The 17,481-nt window shown below is 39.0% G+C and carries 19 protein-coding genes; 13 read left to right on the top strand and 6 right to left on the bottom strand.

Annotated features, from left to right (window positions below; translation table 11 throughout):
* The first annotated feature begins 20 nt into the window (after window positions 1-20).
* The 3 genes from rapZ to yjgA are packed head-to-tail and all read left to right on the top strand — an operon-like array spanning window position 21 to window position 1,677.
* Complete coding sequence (gene rapZ, locus MMY79_RS16400) at window positions 21-872, top strand: RNase adapter RapZ (protein WP_004794551.1); 852 nt, start codon at window positions 21-23, stop codon at window positions 870-872.
* A complete protein-coding gene (locus tag MMY79_RS16395) occupies window positions 869-1,138 on the top strand; it encodes an HPr family phosphocarrier protein (protein ID WP_013198928.1) in 270 nt (89 codons plus the stop codon). Before rapZ ends, MMY79_RS16395 begins: the two co-directional genes overlap by 4 nt.
* Before the next feature lie 2 nt (window positions 1,139-1,140).
* Window positions 1,141-1,677 carry a ribosome biogenesis factor YjgA gene (yjgA, locus tag MMY79_RS16390; protein WP_252610290.1) on the top strand — a complete coding sequence of 179 codons (537 nt, stop codon included), beginning with the start codon at window positions 1,141-1,143 and terminating at the stop codon, window positions 1,675-1,677.
* Between the two features lie 47 nt (window positions 1,678-1,724).
* Here yjgA and MMY79_RS16385 read toward each other — a convergent pair whose 3' ends face one another.
* Complete coding sequence (locus MMY79_RS16385; RefSeq protein ID WP_252610288.1) at window positions 1,725-3,362, bottom strand: acyl-CoA synthetase; 1,638 nt, start codon at window positions 3,360-3,362, stop codon at window positions 1,725-1,727.
* Between the two features lie 394 nt (window positions 3,363-3,756).
* On the opposite strand from MMY79_RS16385, the gene thrS reads away from it, so the two are divergent.
* The 4 genes from thrS to MMY79_RS16365 all read left to right on the top strand — a co-directional run bounded on the left by thrS (window position 3,757) and on the right by MMY79_RS16365 (window position 7,570).
* On the top strand, window positions 3,757-5,679 hold the full coding sequence (thrS, locus tag MMY79_RS16380; protein WP_003655037.1) for a threonine--tRNA ligase: 1,923 nt from the start codon (window positions 3,757-3,759) through the stop codon (window positions 5,677-5,679).
* Between the two features lie 5 nt (window positions 5,680-5,684).
* Entirely contained in the window at window positions 5,685-6,236 is a 552-nt protein-coding gene (infC, locus tag MMY79_RS16375) for a translation initiation factor IF-3 (RefSeq protein WP_081399203.1), read from the top strand.
* A 227-nt stretch (window positions 6,237-6,463) separates the two neighbouring features.
* Window positions 6,464-7,084, top strand: coding sequence for a glutathione S-transferase N-terminal domain-containing protein (locus MMY79_RS16370; protein WP_252610286.1), 621 nt, complete (start codon window positions 6,464-6,466; stop codon window positions 7,082-7,084).
* A gap of 57 nt (window positions 7,085-7,141) precedes the next feature.
* The gene (locus MMY79_RS16365; RefSeq protein WP_252610284.1) at window positions 7,142-7,570 is read left to right on the top strand and encodes a YqaA family protein; all 429 of its coding nucleotides are present in this window, start codon (window positions 7,142-7,144) and stop codon (window positions 7,568-7,570) included.
* Window positions 7,571-7,614: 44 nt separating this feature from the next.
* Here the strand turns inward: MMY79_RS16365 and nreB are convergent, their stop codons facing one another.
* The gene (gene nreB, locus MMY79_RS16360; protein ID WP_252610282.1) at window positions 7,615-8,868 is read right to left on the bottom strand and encodes a nickel resistance MFS transporter NreB; all 1,254 of its coding nucleotides are present in this window, start codon (window positions 8,866-8,868) and stop codon (window positions 7,615-7,617) included.
* Window positions 8,869-9,104: 236 nt separating this feature from the next.
* On the opposite strand from nreB, the gene rpmI reads away from it, so the two are divergent.
* Window positions 9,105-9,299 (top strand): 50S ribosomal protein L35, encoded by a 195-nt coding sequence (gene rpmI, locus MMY79_RS16355; protein ID WP_252610280.1) that lies wholly within the window; start codon window positions 9,105-9,107, stop codon window positions 9,297-9,299.
* 11 nt (window positions 9,300-9,310) lie between these two features.
* A complete protein-coding gene (rplT, locus tag MMY79_RS16350) occupies window positions 9,311-9,670 on the top strand; it encodes a 50S ribosomal protein L20 (protein ID WP_000124858.1) in 360 nt (119 codons plus the stop codon).
* A gap of 51 nt (window positions 9,671-9,721) precedes the next feature.
* Here the strand turns inward: rplT and MMY79_RS16345 are convergent, their stop codons facing one another.
* A complete protein-coding gene (locus MMY79_RS16345; protein ID WP_252610278.1) occupies window positions 9,722-10,714 on the bottom strand; it encodes a hypothetical protein in 993 nt (330 codons plus the stop codon).
* A 158-nt stretch (window positions 10,715-10,872) separates the two neighbouring features.
* On the opposite strand from MMY79_RS16345, the gene pheS reads away from it, so the two are divergent.
* From pheS to MMY79_RS16330, 3 genes are read left to right on the top strand one after another with little or no spacing between them, the layout of a single operon-like run.
* The gene (gene pheS, locus MMY79_RS16340) at window positions 10,873-11,853 is read left to right on the top strand and encodes a phenylalanine--tRNA ligase subunit alpha (RefSeq protein ID WP_252610276.1); all 981 of its coding nucleotides are present in this window, start codon (window positions 10,873-10,875) and stop codon (window positions 11,851-11,853) included.
* A 32-nt stretch (window positions 11,854-11,885) separates the two neighbouring features.
* On the top strand, window positions 11,886-14,267 hold the full coding sequence (gene pheT / locus MMY79_RS16335; protein WP_252610274.1) for a phenylalanine--tRNA ligase subunit beta: 2,382 nt from the start codon (window positions 11,886-11,888) through the stop codon (window positions 14,265-14,267).
* Window positions 14,264-14,560 carry an integration host factor subunit alpha gene (locus tag MMY79_RS16330; RefSeq protein WP_000126166.1) on the top strand — a complete coding sequence of 99 codons (297 nt, stop codon included), beginning with the start codon at window positions 14,264-14,266 and terminating at the stop codon, window positions 14,558-14,560. The genes pheT and MMY79_RS16330 overlap by 4 nt, the downstream gene beginning before the upstream one ends.
* Window positions 14,561-14,716: 156 nt before the next feature.
* Here the strand turns inward: MMY79_RS16330 and MMY79_RS16325 are convergent, their stop codons facing one another.
* Window positions 14,717-14,962: a hypothetical protein gene (locus tag MMY79_RS16325; protein WP_111855386.1), complete on the bottom strand. Its 246-nt coding sequence runs from the start codon at window positions 14,960-14,962 to the stop codon at window positions 14,717-14,719.
* 94 nt (window positions 14,963-15,056) lie between these two features.
* Between MMY79_RS16325 and MMY79_RS16320 the strand changes: the two genes are divergently transcribed.
* Complete coding sequence (locus tag MMY79_RS16320; protein WP_252610272.1) at window positions 15,057-15,209, top strand: hypothetical protein; 153 nt, start codon at window positions 15,057-15,059, stop codon at window positions 15,207-15,209.
* Window positions 15,210-15,373: 164 nt separating this feature from the next.
* Here MMY79_RS16320 and rho read toward each other — a convergent pair whose 3' ends face one another.
* Window positions 15,374-16,642: a transcription termination factor Rho gene (gene rho / locus MMY79_RS16315; protein WP_004794523.1), complete on the bottom strand. Its 1,269-nt coding sequence runs from the start codon at window positions 16,640-16,642 to the stop codon at window positions 15,374-15,376.
* Window positions 16,643-16,964: 322 nt separating this feature from the next.
* Window positions 16,965-17,291, bottom strand: a complete 327-nt coding sequence (gene trxA / locus MMY79_RS16310; protein ID WP_003655060.1) for a thioredoxin — start codon at window positions 17,289-17,291, stop codon at window positions 16,965-16,967.
* Window positions 17,292-17,481 lie beyond the last annotated feature (190 nt).

Raw genomic sequence — 17,481 nt, 5'->3', positions numbered from 1 at the left:
GATCAAAGGACAGCCATGCCATGAAGCGTATACTTATCGTGACAGGACAGTCTGGTTCAGGAAAATCTTCAGCCCTTCAAGTATTAGAAGATTTGGGCTATTACTGTATTGATAATTTGCCTTTGGCATTGCTGCCTGAAATTGTGGCAAAGCTAGATCATGAAAATAATCTGGAGCAATTAGCTTTAGGTGTGGATGTAAGAAGTACTCGGGCAGATATGCAAGAGTTTGATCATGTTTTTGAACAATTACAAAGGCATGGAACTGTTGATGTTATTTATCTGACGACACAAGATCAGGATTTGATTGCGCGTTTTAGTGCATCGCGTCGCCCACATCCATTAGCTAATCGTTTTAAAAGTCTGTTGCAATGTATTCATGAAGAAAAGCAGTTACTGCTTCCAATTCAGTTCCGTGCTACGGTTCATATTGATACAACAGATAAAAGTGTTCATGATTTAAAGCATATTTTACTGTCTAAATTGGGGCAGTCAGATAAGCTTATTGTCATATTGCAGTCATTTGGATATAAACATGGCATTCCTTTAGATGCCGATTATGTTTTTGATGTACGGCATTTACCAAATCCGCATTGGGATTTAGAATTAAGACGTTTTTCTGGTTTGGATGAGCCAGTAAGACTATTTTTAGAAGCAAGTCCGCAAGCAAACGAAATGTTTGATGATATTCTTCACTTCTTAAAAAAATGGCTTCCCGCATTTGCTGAAGGACATCGTCACTATATGACGATTTCTATTGGTTGCACTGGGGGGCAACATCGTTCGGTTTATATCGTAGATAGACTAAAACAAGCACTTGAGGCAGAATGGTCTGTTCAGGTCTTACACAGAGAAATGAAGCACTGGTCATGATAGACACAACTGTTGATGTAATTAATAAACTCGGTTTACATGCTCGTGCATCAGGGAAACTGATAGAGGTCACTACAAAGTTTCGTTCGTCGATTCAGATTGGAAAAGGCGATCATTTAGTAGATGCAAAAAATATTATGTCTTTGCTGATGTTAGGTGCAGGTAAAGGGACCACTTTGCGATTGGTCATTGATGGTACCGACGAAGAACAGGCATTAAATGAAGTACTGGCGTTATTCGCAGCAAAATTTTATGAGGCAGATTAATCGTGGCACGTGGTTCCCAACGTTATACTGAAGAAGATTTCGGTTCTTTAGAAGGACGTGCAAGTAAAACCGAACAGAAAAAAGCAGTGCAACGCATGGCTGCTTTAGGTGAGCAACTCGCACAACTTTCTATTAAACAAATTCAGAAACTTCCAGTTGATGAGCGTTTAATTGATGCTTTAATGGAAGTGCAGAACATTAGTTCTTTTGAAGCACGTCGTCGCCAATTTCAACGTATTGGTAAATTGTTGCGCAATGAAGATGAGACTATTATTTTGTCTTATTTAACTCCGCAGCAAGGCGCAAAAAGACAGGCTCAATTAATGCGTTGGGTTGACCGCATGATTGAACAGGGTGATCCTGCAATTAATGAATTTAGTAAAATTTATAATGCATCGGAACGTCACACCTTGCGTCAACATGTGTTGAGAATCAATCGTGATAAAACTCAACAGTTGAGCGAAGCAGAAATCGAGGCATCAAAAGTTAAATTTGTTAACTATGTACAGCAAATTGCATTATTGTCTGATCAAGGCTAAATGCGCTTAAATAAAAAAAGCGACGCTCAAGGCGTCGCTTTTTTTATTTATATATTTTCAGCACGTTCTTTTGCCCACTCACGCAAAATAAACTTCTGTAATTTGCCGGTCGATGTTTTTGGAATTTCTGTAATGACCACATCTTTAGGAACTTTAAAGCGTGCTAACTCTTTTTGGCAATGTTCAATAATTTCTTCAGGTGTTGCCGTAGCACCCATTTTTAATTCAATAAATGCGCAGGGCACTTCTTGCCAACGAGCATCGGGTTTAGCGACGACAGCAGCAGTTAAAACAGCTGGGTGCCTATACAACACATCTTCTACCTCTAGAGATGAAATATTTTCTCCACCTGAAATAATAATGTCTTTCGAGCGGTCAGTAATTTTTGCATAACCATCGGGATGGCAAACGGCTAAGTCTCCCGTGTGGAACCATCCGCCAGCAAAAGCTTCTTGAGTTGCTTGAGGGTTCTTTAAATAGCCTTTCATGACAATATTGCCACGAAACATAATTTCCCCCATGGTTTGTCCATCATTCGGGACAGGCTGCATTGTTTCGGGGTCTAATACACGCATACTGTCTTGTAATGGATAGGGTACACCTTGGCGAGAATGAAGCTGAGCTTGCTCAGCAATTGAAAGCTCATTCCATCCAGATTGAGAGGCACATAGGGCAGAAGGTCCATATGTTTCTGTTAAGCCATAAACATGATTTACGTTAATGCCCATATTGCGCATACCTTCAATAATAGCAACTGGAGGAGCTGCGCCAGCAACCATTACTTCAACATGATGATCAAAGTTGGTTTGTTTCTCTTTAGGTAAGTTAATAATCATTGAAAGAACAATTGGAGCACCACAGAAATAATCAACTTTATGTTCTGCAATGAGTTGCATGACTAATTCTGGGTCGACTTTACGCAAACAAATATTCGTTCCACCGCTGGCTGCGATACTCCATGCAAAACACCAACCATTACAATGAAAAAGGGGTAATGTCCATAAATACACAGCACGAGGTTTCATTCCGCAAGCTAAGATATTGCTTGCAGCATTCAGATAAGCCCCACGATGATGATAAACAACGCCTTTAGGATTGCCTGTAGTTCCAGATGTATAATTTAAGCTAATTGCATCCCATTCATCTTCTGGTAAATGCCATACAAAGTTAATATCGCCTTGGGCTATCCATTCTTCATATTCAAAAGAGCCGATAAACTGATTTTCACCTTCATATTCATCATCAGCTACATCAATGACAATAATATGTTGGTCAGGAATAAGAGAGAGGGCTTCTCTTGCCAAATTAACAAATTCAGGGTCAACCAAAAGCACTTTGGTTTCAGCATGTTCCAACATAAAAGCGATTGTTTTTGCATCTAAGCGTGTATTGAGCGTATTGAGGACGGCACCAGTCATTGGAACTGCGAAATGTGCTTCAACCATGGCTGGAATATTTGGCAATAAGACGGACACAGTATCATTTTTTTTAATTCCCAGTTGTTTGAGCTGAGAAGCAAATTGGCAACAACGTTGGTAAGTTTCTTTCCATGAAATTTGGCGCTTACCATGAATAATCGAAGCTTGATTTGGATAAATATAAGCTGCACGTTCTAAGTAGCGTAGAGGTGATAATGCAACAAAGTTTGCGGGTGTGCGTGGTAATTCATCATAAGCGCTAACCATGGTAAACAACTCCGTGTTCTATTTTTTAATTCATTCTTTGAAAATATGACTTAATACTCATCAATACATCTATGCTTTAGTCTTAAACAGAAATACCGTTCAGTCAGAAAATGAGCAAAAATGCTATTTTCCTCATCTTAAACCACTTGTGCTGAGTGTGTTCAAAAATCTTCCCAATATATTTTTAAGTCATTTATTGCTGTTTACCTGATAAGCAAAATGTATTTATGATTTTGTGGGTTCAAAGGTTTTCACTTTGCTTGAACAAGTGTAAAATCTTTCAGGTTTTTTAATTTTGCTTTACACCGTTTTTATATTTTGAGGTTCGCCTCGATCATAATCTCGCGGTGAAATGCTCCTTCGTATAGGGCATCACTCCTTAAGGATTTTTTTTATGCCAATTATCACATTGCCAAATGGCGATCAAAAGAATTTTGATCACGCTGTATCTGTTATGGAAGTTGCCCAAAGTATTGGGCCCGGTCTAGCAAAAAATACTGTTGCGGGACGTGTAAATGATCGCTTAGTTGATGCATGTGACTTAATTACCGAAGATTCGACCTTACAAATCATCACTCCAAAAGATGAAGAAGGTCTTGAAATCATTCGCCATTCTTGTGCTCACCTTGTAGGACATGCTGTTAAACAGCTATTCCCTGAAGCTAAGATGGTGATTGGTCCAGTCATTGAAGAAGGTTTTTACTACGACATCTGGATGCCTCGTCCTTTTACATTAGATGATATGGCAGCTGTCGAAGAGCGCATGAAAAAGCTCATCGACCAAGATTATGATGTCGTTAAAAAAATGACACCGCGTGACGAAGTAATTGCTGAATTTACTGCACGTGGCGAAGAATACAAATTACGCTTGATTGCAGACATGCCTGAAGAAACACAAATGGGCTTGTACTACCATCAAGATTATTTGGATATGTGTCGCGGTCCACACGTACCAAATACCAAATTCTTAAAATCGTTTAAATTGACAAAAATCTCTGGCGCTTACTGGCGTGGTGATGCGAAGAATGAACAGCTTCAACGTATTTATGGTACAGCATGGGCTGATAAGAAACAGCTTGCTGCATACATTAAGCGTATTGAAGAAGCTGAAAAGCGCGACCACCGTAAAATTGGTAAAGCCTTAGACTTGTTCCATATGCAAGAAGAAGCACCGGGTATGGTGTTCTGGCATCCAAACGGTTGGACGATTTACCAAGTTCTTGAACAATACATGCGTAAAGTTCAGCAAGACAATGGTTACCTCGAGATTAAAACGCCACAAATCGTAGACTTTACGCTTTGGGAAAAATCTGGTCATGCGGCAAACTACGCTGACAACATGTTTACGACTCATTCTGAAAGTCGTAATTATGCGGTTAAGCCAATGAACTGCCCATGTCACGTGCAAGTTTTCAACCAAGGTTTGAAATCGTACCGTGATTTGCCAATTCGTTTAGCTGAGTTCGGTTCTTGCCATCGTAACGAACCATCTGGTTCTTTACACGGCATTATGCGTGTACGCGGCTTTACACAAGATGATGCTCATATCTTCTGTACTAAAGAACAAATCGGTCAAGAAGTTGCAGACTTTATTAAACTCACTTTAGATGTTTATAAAGATTTTGGCTTTGAAGAAGTGCAAATGAAACTTTCTACACGTCCAGAAAAACGTGTGGGTGATGACGCACTTTGGGATATGGCTGAGAAATCTTTAGCAGATGCTTTAGATGCAGCGGGCCTTGAGTGGGAACTACAGCCAGGTGAAGGCGCGTTCTACGGTCCGAAAATTGAATTCTCATTGAAAGACTGTCTCGGACGTGTATGGCAATGTGGTACTATTCAGTGTGACTTCAACTTACCAGAGCGTTTAGATGCGTCTTACGTAACTGAAGACAATGATCGTGATCAGCCTGTTATGTTGCATCGTGCAATTCTTGGCAGTTTTGAGCGTTTTATTGGTATACTAATTGAACACTACGCTGGTTTCATGCCACCTTGGTTGTCGCCGTTACAAGCATGTGTCATGAATATTACGGACTCTCAAGCTGAAGCTTGTGAGAAAGTCGTAGCGAAACTCAAAGAAAATGGTCTTCGTGCTATTTCTGACTTGAGAAATGAAAAAATCGGATTTAAGATTCGTGAGCGTACTCTAGAGCGTATTCCTTACTTGTTAGTTCTTGGTGATCGAGAAGTTGAAGAAGGTACAGTGAATGTACGTACCCGCTCAGGAAAAAATTTAGGTACTATGTCAGTAGATGCATTCATTGACTTAGTGAAGTCTGCCGTCGCCGAACGTGGCCGGTACATTGTGGAGTAAGAAAGATTAAACAGCCTGACCGTAACCAACAACAAGGTGCAAAAAGCAACCGTCCAGCAATTAACGATGAGATCCGTGCAAAAGAAGTACGCCTTGTCGGTGCTGAAGGGGAGCAAAAAGGAATTGTTTCATTAAGTGAAGCACTGCGTGCTGCTGAAGAGGTAGAGCTTGACCTTGTTGAGATCGTCGCAAACGCCGAGCCGCCTGTTTGTAAAATTATGGATTACAACAAGCACTTGTTTGACCTTAAGCAGAAGCAAAAAGATGCGAAGAAAAAACAGCATCAAGTGCAAGTGAAGGAAATCAAACTGCGCCCTGCAACTGATGTTGGTGATTATCAAGTTAAGCTTCGTGCTATTTTGAAATTCCTTGAAGAAGGAAACAAAGTGAAGATCACTTTACGTTTCCGTGGTCGTGAAATGGCTCATCAACAACTTGGCTTAGCTCAATTGCAAAAAATTGAAGCAGACGTGGCTGAGTATGGGGTTGTGGAACAAGCACCAAAAATGGAAGGCCGTCAAATGGGTATGTTACTTGGACCGAAAAAGAAAAAGTAATACTCAAAAAAAGCACTGCAAAAGCAGTGCTTTTTTTTACCCTCATATTAATAAAAAAAATCACTTAACTTTTCTTTGTTCAGTTTTATTTAAGACAATTGCTATATTTTTTAAGAAATTCAATTCACGAATTTTATGTGTTTTTTAGTGTTGGAAATCTCATCGCCCCTCTTAAAACATGATATAACGCAAGACGCAGTCATGATAACGATGAATAGGAAAATAGAATGATTGATCTATATTATTGGGGAACTCCCAATGGACATAAAATCACAATTGCCTTAGAAGAAATGGGATTGGATTACACCCTTTACCCAATTAATATTTTAGAAAATGATCAATTTCAACCAGATTTCCTGAGAATTTCCCCCAATAATAAAATTCCTGCGATTGTTGATCAAAATGGACCTCGTGGTGAGCCGATTTCTATATTTGAATCGGGTGCTATCTTGCAATATTTAGGTCGAAAAACTGGATTATTTTACCCAAATGATGAACAAGAGCGAGTTGAGGTTGAGCAGTGGCTTATGTGGCAAATGGGTGGTTTAGGGCCGATGCTTGGACAAAATCATCATTTTAATAAATTTGCTCCTGAAAAAATTCCTTATGCCATAGAGCGCTATTTAAATGAAACTAAACGTTTATATGGTGTGCTCAATAAACAACTGATTGGTCAGAAGTTTGTTGCTGGGGAATACTCGATTGCTGATATGGCAATTTTACCGTGGATTTTACGCTATGAATGGCAAGGTATTCAGCTTGAAGATTATCCATATGTACAAGAATATATTGTTCGCTTAACAGCACGTCCAGCAGTTCAAAAAGCCCTATCAATTAAAGTGGCTTAATTTCTTGCCTAGATTTAGTAAATGCTTAAAGCAAAAAGTAGTTTGGTGTAATTGATTATGCTGAGTTACTTTTTGCTTTTTATCAGTGCTTTTGGCGCTGCGACCTTATTGCCTCTACAATCTGAAGCGGTATTGGTAACCTTATTATTAAAAGGACAATATTCAGCTTTGCTTTTAATTAGTATAGCTACTTTGGGTAATGTCTTAGGTTCTTGTGTCAATTGGTGGTTAGGTTTAAAGATAGAGCAATTTAAACATCGAAAGTGGTTTCCTGTTTCTGAAAAGCGTTTAGAACAAGCCCAACACTTTTATCATAAGTATGGCTTTTACTCCTTACTTTTGAGCTGGGCACCTATCGTTGGCGATCCAATTACTTTGGTTGCTGGACTCTTCAAAGAAAATTTTTGGCGTTTTCTTAGCATAGTCATTATTGCCAAAGCAGGGCGCTATTTGTTTATTTACTGGGTGGTGATTGGTTTTATTTAAAATAAAAAAGCATCCGAAGATGCTTTGATTTATAACTATTTAAATTAATCTTCTGAGCTTTTGGTAATGTCTACTTTAAATAGATCGTTCGTTTTGATCCAACAGAAAGTCACAACAACCAAAGTCATACAGCCTCCAAAAATTGTAGCGGTAATTGTGCCTAAATATTTAGCCGCTAAACCAGATTCAAAGGCTCCTAATTCATTACTCGAAGATACAAACATACCATTTACCGCAGCAACACGGCCTCGCATATTTTCTGGTGGGAAAATTTGCAAAATGGTTTGTCTTACAACAACAGAAATACTGTCACATGCGCCTGTCATAGCAAGAGTAAAAAGCGATAACCACATATTGTTTGAGAAGGCGAATAGAATAGTAAATATTCCAAAACCTGCTACAGCAAGTAACATGTTACGCCATGCGTGCTGAGTTGGCGGAAAGCGAGTCAAAGCAATCATGGTGATAAGTGCGCCAATAGATGGAGCTGCTCGTAAATATCCAAGCCCTTCCGGACCGACTTTTAATATATCTTCTGCGAAAATTGGTAATAACGCGATAACACCGCCAAATAAAACAGAAGCTAAATCAAGAGAAATCGCCCAAAGAACAATTTTGGTTTTCCAAATAAAGCGGAAACCTTCTCCTAAGCTTTCTAAAATATTGTCAGTTTCAATTTTAGGGAAATTACGTTTATGTAATAAGTTAATTAAAATAAAGCAAATACCAAGTAAAACTGCAACACTAAATAGGCTGGTTTCTCGGCCTAAATAAGCAAGCATAAAACCACCCAGCATTGGTCCAATAATTACACCACTTTGCCAGCCAATGGTTGTCCATGTCGCACCATTTGCATAAAGCTCGCGTGGAATTAAAAATGGTTTTAAAGATGTTGCAGAAGGATTGTAGAAACCGCGGATGGTTCCTAAACCAAAAATAACAGCATAAATGCCCCATGAAAGGAAGCTAACACTGATATGCCCTAAACCATGTAAGTGGAAAAGCAACCATAAAACCAAGGGAAGGGGAACTGAGAAAAATAAACAGATTTTCATAATAATCTGTTTATTAAACCTATCTGCGAAATAGCCTCCCCAAAGAGAAAGGGCAATAAAAGGAATTGCTTCTGCAAGTCCGATTAAACCTAAAGTCAGTGGGTCTTTGGTGATTTGATATAATGAGTAGGCAACAATAATTTCTTGAATCAAAATTGCAAGCGTTAAGCAAAATTGATTGATCGTAACGATAGAGAAATCTCGATACCGCAATGCAGCGAAAGCATCATTTTGTGTATTCATATTCTTTTGAATTTAAGAGATTGCGCTTATTATAGGCGATGATTTTGTGGATTTTCTCGTAATTTGATAATTGATTATAGAAAATATCGTTTATATAAAATAGACAATTTACTATCAAAAAATGAGCATTTTACTTTTGTTTTAAGTTGGGATGCTTTAGAATATCGGCTCCCTTACCTGCAGGTCGTTTTTGCAATGGTGCAAACGTTCCGAACAGGTGTTCAAAAGAGGTTGTTATGCCTAAGATGAAAACTCGCCGCGGTGCTGCTAAACGCTTCAAAGCGACTGCACACGGTTTCAAGCGCAAACAAGCATTTAAGCGCCACATTTTGACCAAAAAATCTGCTAAACGTATCCGTCAATTACGCGGCTGTGTAATGGTTCATGTTTCTGACATGAACTCAGTTCGTCGTATGTGCCCATACATCTAAGGAGATTATAAATGGCTCGTGTAAAACGTGGTGTAGTGGCTCATCGTCGTCACAAAAAAATTCTTGCTCGCGCTAAAGGTTACTATGGTGCTCGTTCACGCGTTTACCGCGTAGCGTTCCAAGCTGTAATCAAAGCTGGTCAATACGCTTATCGTGACCGCCGTCAAAAGAAACGTCAATTCCGTGCTCTATGGATTGCGCGTATCAATGCTGGTGCTCGTCAAAACGGTTTGTCTTACAGCCGTATGATCGATGGCTTGAAAAAAGCTCAAGTGATCATCGACCGTCGCGTATTAGCTGACATCGCTATGCATGATGCAGTAGCATTTGCTGCTTTAGCTGAAAAAGCTAAAGGTGCATTAGCTGCATAAGCTTAGAGATTCAAAAAAAGACCGCTTTTAGCGGTCTTTTTTATTATTTAGTTAAAGCCCAAAATAATAAGCCAGAGCACAAATAATAATCGTTAGAATAATCAGCTTAATAACGCCTGAACCAGTGCCTTTGTGGTGGTGAGATTTCAAATGTTGTGGATTTTCATTTGATTGCTCGAATGGGGAGGTTTTAACTACAGGTACAATCTGAGCTGTTTGGTAGTGATTAGCAGCCTTAACAATAAGTTTGGCAAACAAATCATCAGTTTTTTGCGTAAAATTTCTTAAATTAATGAGTTGTTCTTGGTCTAGCTCTTCTCCTAACGGATCATTTGCAAGGCGTTTCTTTTGTTCTAAATAATTAGCCAATGCTTGAGTACGATATAAAAGCTGATGGGCATAATCTGCAGGATAATTCTCTGGAATTAAAGCAAGTCTTGGTTCTTGGCTCGTAATGTTTATACCATCAAAATGAGCTTTTTGAAATTCTGGCTCCTCAAACCCTGCTGCATATTTACTACGAAATAATTCACTATCCATAAAGTCAGCTATTTCTTGCCATGGCGGGTTTTTTAAATCAGCTTCAATTTTTTTCGATAATTTTTCATTGAGTTCAAAACGCCAGAAAGTTTCTAAACGAAGCTCACAGGTTTGTGAAGCAGGCGCTTCAAACTCATTATCATTGTTATACCATTCAGCAAGTTCATGGCCGAAAATCCATGCAAATTTCTTATCATTTTGATGGCTAATGATAAAATGGCTATAAGGTAAAAGCTCAACATTGTTGTTTGGATTTTGCTCTTCATTGAGAAGGCTTGATAAGTGTAAACTGAGTTGAGTGGTGCCTTGTTTTTTTAGCGCTTCAACCCAAACTTGAAAGTGCTGGGCAAGTAAATGCTGAGAAGCTAAGTCACGAAACTGAAAACTATGGTGGTCAAAAATATGATGTTGTCGCCATTGGGTAAAGCTTAAATTCTGGCGGAGGTATTCATTACCATACGTCACAAGCGTAAGTTGTTGTTTCCAAATTTGATTGAGCGCCATAATAGTTGATCTCATTGACGATGCTATTATTTTATACGTTTTATCTTTTTGTTGCCTAATACATTTTTCATGATGGATAAACTTCATCAATCTGATGAAAAACTGTTAGAATGCAGTGTTTTATTATATTTTTTTAATTTGTTGCTTTGAGAGTTAATATGTCACTGGAAGCCCTGACCACAGAAGCGCTTGCTGCCATTGCAGCAGCTCAAGACCTTGTTGCACTTGATCAGGTACGTGTGCAATTTACAGGGAAAAAAAGCCAGCTTGCAGAACAATCGAAAGCATTAGGGAAAATGGACCCTGAAGAACGCAAAGTACAAGGTGCTGCGATTCATGCTGTTCGAGAAACAATTAATACTGCTTTAACAGAACGTCAAGCGGCATTACAACAGGCAGCACTTGAGCAAAAACTAGCAAGTGAAACGATTGATATTACTTTGCCGGGCCGCGGTCAACGCGTTGGTACAGTTCATCCTGTTACTCAAGTACAAGAAAGAATTTGTCAGTTCTTCACTAAAGCTGGTTTTACAGTTGCGACTGGTCCAGAAGTTGAAGATGACTATCACAATTTTGAAGCATTAAATATTCCTGGTCACCATCCAGCGCGTGCCATGCACGATACTTTCTATTTTGATGCCACTCATTTACTGCGTACGCATACATCTGGTGTACAGATTCGTACAATGGAAACAAGTGAGCCACCAATCCGTATCGTATGTCCGGGGCGTGTTTATCGTTGTGACTCTGATCAAACGCATTCGCCAATGTTCCATCAGATTGAAGGTCTATATATTGCCGAAAATACCAGCTTTGCTGAGTTAAAAGGTTTGTTGATTAATCTGCTCAATGAGTTTTTTGAAAAAGATTTAAAGGTACGTTTCCGTCCATCATATTTCCCGTTTACTGAGCCAAGTGCAGAGGTGGATATTATGGATGAACGTGGCCGTTGGTTAGAGGTTTTAGGCTGTGGCATGGTACATCCAAATGTATTAAGTGCCGCGGGTATTGATCCTGATAAATACAAAGGCTTTGCTTTTGGTTTAGGGGTAGAGCGCTTTGCGATGTTGCGTTATGGCATTAATGACTTGCGTATGTTCTATCAAAATGATGTGCGTTTCTTACGCCAATTTGCCTAACAATTTTTCAGGATTAAAAAAGGTTTATAAAGATGAAGATTAGCGAAAATTGGCTACGTACATGGGTTAATCCAGCAATTGATAGTGATACATTGTCTGATCAATTGACGATGCTTGGTCTTGAAGTGGATGAATTGGCACCTGTGGCTAAACCATTTACAGGCGTTGTAATTGGTGAAGTATTAACTGTTGAACAGCACCCTGATGCAGACCGTCTACGCGTTACAACAGTGAATATTGGTTCAGGTGAACCTTTACAAATTGTATGTGGCGCACCAAATGTTCGTACTGGAATGAAAGCTCCAGTTGCAACCATTGGGGCTGTATTACCTGGCGATTTTAAAATCAAAAAAGGTAAACTTCGTGGAATTGAATCACAAGGTATGCTTTGTGGTGCTTCTGAGATTGATCTTGAAGATAAAATCGATGGTTTGCTCGAACTACCAGCTGATGCTCCAGTAGGAGTAAATATCCGTGAATACCTCAAACTTGATGACAATGTCATTGATATCAGTATTACGCCAAACCGTGGTGACTGTTTTAGTATTCGTGGTATTGCCCGTGAAATTGCAGTTATTAATAAGCTGCAAATGAATGAGCCTGTAATTAACTCGGTTGATGCCACCATTGCTGATGAGAAAAAAGTAGTTATCAGTACTGAAGGTGCTCCGCGTTATCTTGGTCGTGTGGTTAAAAACGTTAATGTAAAAGCTGCTACTCCTGATTGGATGGAACAGGCTTTATCACGTTCAGGAATCCGTACTCATAGTATTTTGGTTGATGTGACGAACTATGTCTTAATGGAATTGGGTCAACCAATGCACGCATTCGATTTGTCTAAAATCGAAGGGACTGTACATGTTCGTCAAGCAACACAACAAGAAAAATTACAACTTTTAAATGATCAAGAAGTTGAGTTGCAAGAAGATATAATGGTGATTGCTGATGATCAAAAAACTCTAGCAATTGCGGGAATTATGGGTGGTTTATCATCAAGTGTAACTGATGATACGACTGATATTTTCCTAGAAAGTGCTTTCTTTGCACCACTTGCGATCGCTGGGCGTGCTCGTCGTTTTGGTTTACATACAGACTCTTCGCAGCGTTATGAACGTGGTGTAGATTTTGAATTACCTTTAATTGCGATGAATCGTGCTTCTCAGCTTATTCAGCAGTTAGCAGGCGGCGAGTTTGGTCCAATTACTGTAGCTGAAAAAACTGATCTGCTTCCTAAGCGTGAAGCAATCGAATTGAAGCAAGCTCAAGTAGACCAATTATTGGGATATCAAGTTGCGGGTGATTTCATTGCTGATGCTTTAACTCGACTAGGATGTAAGGTAACAGTTAAGGCAGAAGGTGAGTGGAGTGTAGTGCCACCATCACATCGTTACGATATGGCCATTTATCAAGACTTAATTGAAGAAGTTGCGCGTATTGATGGCTATGACAATATCCAGATCAGCTTACCAAACATGGATGTTAAATTTGCTCAATACCAAGATCGTTTTGAACTCACTGAGCTGCGTCAAACGATTGTGACTTTAGGTTATCAAGAAGCAATTAGCTTTAGCTTTGCTGATGCAAAACTTGAAAAGCAATTAAATCCCGAAGTTAAGCCACTGATGCTAGCAAATCCAATTTCAAGTGATTTAGCTGCAATGCGTAGTACTTTACTTTCTAGTTTAATTCCTTGTGTACAATATAATCTCAACCGCCAGCAAAGTCGTGTTCGTTTCTTCGAATTCGGGCTGCGTTTTGATTATCAAAATGCTAAAAGTATTGAAGACTTAAAACAGACTCCTACCTTGGCTCTAGTTGCAGTTGGCTCGCAAGAACCAGAATCATGGCATGCTAAGCCTCAACCAATGGATTTCTTTGATTTCAAAGGTGAGATTGAAGAGATATTAGCTGCTGGACGTGTAAATGTTGAATATGTTCGTTCAGAACGTGCATGGTTGCACCCAGGACAATCGGCTGAGATTCTAGTTGGTGGTAAATCAATTGGTTACTTGGGCCGTTTGCACCCATCTTTAGAAAATGAGCTAGATTTAAGCACAACTTGGGTTGCTGAACTTGATCAAGCAGCTGTTTTGCAATCTTATGTATCTAATTTTACAGAATTATCACGTTTTCCTTCGGTTAGACGTGATATTGCGCTTTTAATCTCTGATAATATAAATGTTAGAGATATTCAGCAGTTAATCGAACAAACTGGTGGAGAGCTTTTAGACTCTACATGGTTATTCGATGTGTATACGGGGCAGGGTGTCGAAGATGGTAAGCGCTCGTTAGCGTTTGCACTTTTGTGGCAACATCCTTCACGTACGCTTGAAGATGCTGAAATTAAATCTGGTATGGACAATATAATCCAAGTGTTAGAAAACACTTATCAAGCGACATTGAGGGCCTCATGACAGCATTAACTAAAGCAGACATGGCTGATCATTTAAGTGAGTTAACCAGCTTAAATCGCCGTGAAGCAAAACAAATGGTCGAGTTGTTCTTCGACGAAATTAGCCAAGCGCTTATTGCTGGGGAGCAGGTTAAGCTCTCTGGTTTTGGTAATTTTGAGTTAAGAGATAAACGCGAACGCCCAGGACGTAATCCTAAAACAGGTGAAGAAATTCCAATTTCAGCACGTAGGGTAGTGACCTTCAGAGCAGGTCAAAAGTTTAGACAACGCGTTGGAAATGAGCAGATCGATTGATCTGCTTTTTTTTGCTTATATTTAGATAGCTTTATTTAACTAAGCTGTGATGTCAATTTATCTAGATAGTTTAAGCGAAGTGATCTTTGGAATATAAAATTTAGGCGTAAAAAAAGAGGACAAAATGTCCTCTTTTTTTCTAATCTAATATATAGATTAGTGTGCAGCAGAAGCAGGAGCTTCAGAAGCAGCAGGTGCAGAAGCAGCAGCAGCAGAAGCTTCAGAAGCAGCGTCAACAGCTGAAGAAGCAGCAGTAGCAGCTTCAGAAGCAGCAGTAGTAGCTTCAGAAGCAGCAGCTACAGCTTCAGAAGCAGCAGCAGGAGCTTCTTCTTTCTTAGAACAACCAACGAAAGCTAAAGTAGCAGCTACAGCAGCAACGGCAGCAAATTTTTTGAATAACATGGCATCACTCTCACAAAAAAGATTTGAGATTAAAAAAACCTAAGTTGGACTGTTTTGCTTTTATTATTCCTAAAACGTAGCTAGGTAACAACGCATGGAGCAGTCTAACTGGTCTGCCGCTATGCTATCACTGCAAATGCTGAAATACTACTGTCGTCTGTCAAAAAAATGGATGAAAAACAGAAAAACAGTCTGTTTTTTAACAGAAAAAAACAATCAATCGGCTCGAGTGTATTGGAAAAGGTAGTGGTAAACTACTAAAAAACATATTTTTTTTAATTCAAAAATAATTATTATCAAAAGCTTATAAGTAAAATTACATAAAAAACTGCAAAATGTATTTTTGTGTAAAGCTTGTCAACCAAATAAAAAGCCACTCAAAAGAGTGGCTTTTTATTGAAGATTAATCGATTAAGTTGAGGCTTTACGCTTCATTTGATCGAAGAAATCATCATTTGTTTTGGTTTCTTTCATACGATCAAGTAAGAATTCCATTGCCGCTAATTCATCCATAGGATGTAGAAGCTTACGGAGGATCCATACTTTACGTAAGTTATCATCATCCATTAAACGCTCTTCACGACGAGTGCCAGATTTCTTAATATTCATGGCAGGGAAGACGCGTTTTTCAGCAATACGGCGATCAAGTGTAATCTCTTGGTTACCTGTACCTTTGAATTCCTCATAAATTACGTCATCCATTTTACTGCCTGTTTCAATCAAAGCAGTTGAAATGATCGTAAGAGATCCGCCTTCTTCAATATTACGTGCAGCACCGAAGAAACGTTTAGGGCGTTCTAATGCATGAGCATCTACACCACCAGTTAATACTTTACCTGATGATGGGATAACGGTGTTGTAAGCACGAGCAAGACGGGTAATAGAGTCAAGAAGAATCACAACGTCTTTTTTATGTTCAACAAGACGTTTTGCTTTTTCAATTACCATTTCTGCAACTTGTACGTGGCGAGCAGGAGCTTCATCAAATGTTGAAGCAATGACTTCACCGCGAACAGTACGTTCCATTTCAGTTACTTCTTCTGGACGCTCGTCAATTAATAGAACAATCAGGAATACTTCTGGATTGTTTCTAACAATCGATTGAGCAATATTTTGGAGTAACATTGTTTTACCCGCTTTTGGCGGTGCAACAATAATAGAACGTTGTCCTTTACCAATTGGCGCAACTAAGTCAACAACACGAGCAGTTAAATCTTCTGTCGTACCATTACCGAGTTCCATAACCAATTGTTCAGTTGGGAAAAGGGGTGTTAAGTTTTCAAATAAAATTTTATTTCGAGAATTTTCTGGCGTGTCATAGTTAATCTGGTTAACTTTGAGCAACGCAAAATAACGCTCACCTTCTTTTGGAGGGCGAATAGTACCTGTGATGGTATCACCTGTACGCAAGTTAAAGCGTCGGATTTGTGAGGGACTCACATAAATATCATCCGGACCTGCTAAATACGAACCTGCGGCAGAGCGCAAAAAACCAAAACCATCAGAGAGAATTTCAAGAACGCCATCACCAAAAATTTCTTCGCCATTCATTGCATGGCGTTTCAAAATGGCAAAGATAATATCTTGCTTTCGGTTACGAGCCATACCTTCCAGGCCCATAAATTCAGCAATTTTAATTAATTCACCAATTGGTTTTTTCTTGAGTTCAGTTAAATTCATAAGGGTCAGAATTAGGAAAGAGTAGAGTGTGGTTTAAAAAGAAGAAAAATCGCTCGCATACAAAAAAGATTATCGCAATTGTATTTACACAATAACAATTCAGAAGTCTGATTGATTGTTTCGAAGAAAAATGTGAAAAAACAATTTCTGTTGCCGAGTGGCGATCTTTATGTTTGTGTCTTGTAAGAAGCCGGACGAAGATGATTCCCTTCAGTGCCTCTTGAGCATGCAATATAAGCCAGCTTATTTAATTTGTCAATTTATAGCCGAAAAAAATACGCTATAAAAAAGTATAGCGTATTTTTATTCTTAGCATTTTGACTTAAACATTTTCATCAATAAAGCTAACAAGTTTAGAGCGAGGCACAGCACCAATTTGTTGAGCTACGACTTCACCATTTTTGAAAAGTAATAAAGCAGGGATATTACGGATATTGTATTTCACTGCAATATCTTCGCAAGAAGTTACATCAACTTTAACAATTTTTACTTTACCAGCATATTCACTTGATAAGTCTTCAAGAACAGGTGCAATTGCTTTACACGGCGCACACCAACCTGCCCAGAAGTCAACAAGTACAGGTGTTTCAGCGTCTAGAACATCTGCTTGGAAGTTATCATCAGTTGTATTTACAATAGTCGCAGACATGGTACGGCTCCAATTTTTAGAAAAAGTGCTATTACTACAGGAGAAATTATCTCTATCAGTATTACATAGCTACTTAGTTCAATGTAAGGGTTTGATGCTATTATTCAAGGCTTCAGTAAATTTGTCTAATGGATGCTCACGATATTCATCATCGACTTGTACAATCAACTCACAAATAGAAAAATATAAA

Source organism: Acinetobacter sp. XS-4, from assembly GCF_023920705.1.
Lineage (GTDB): Bacteria > Pseudomonadota > Gammaproteobacteria > Pseudomonadales > Moraxellaceae > Acinetobacter.
Note: the sequence above shows the minus strand (reverse complement) of the source record. Positions and strands in the feature narration are given on the sequence as shown.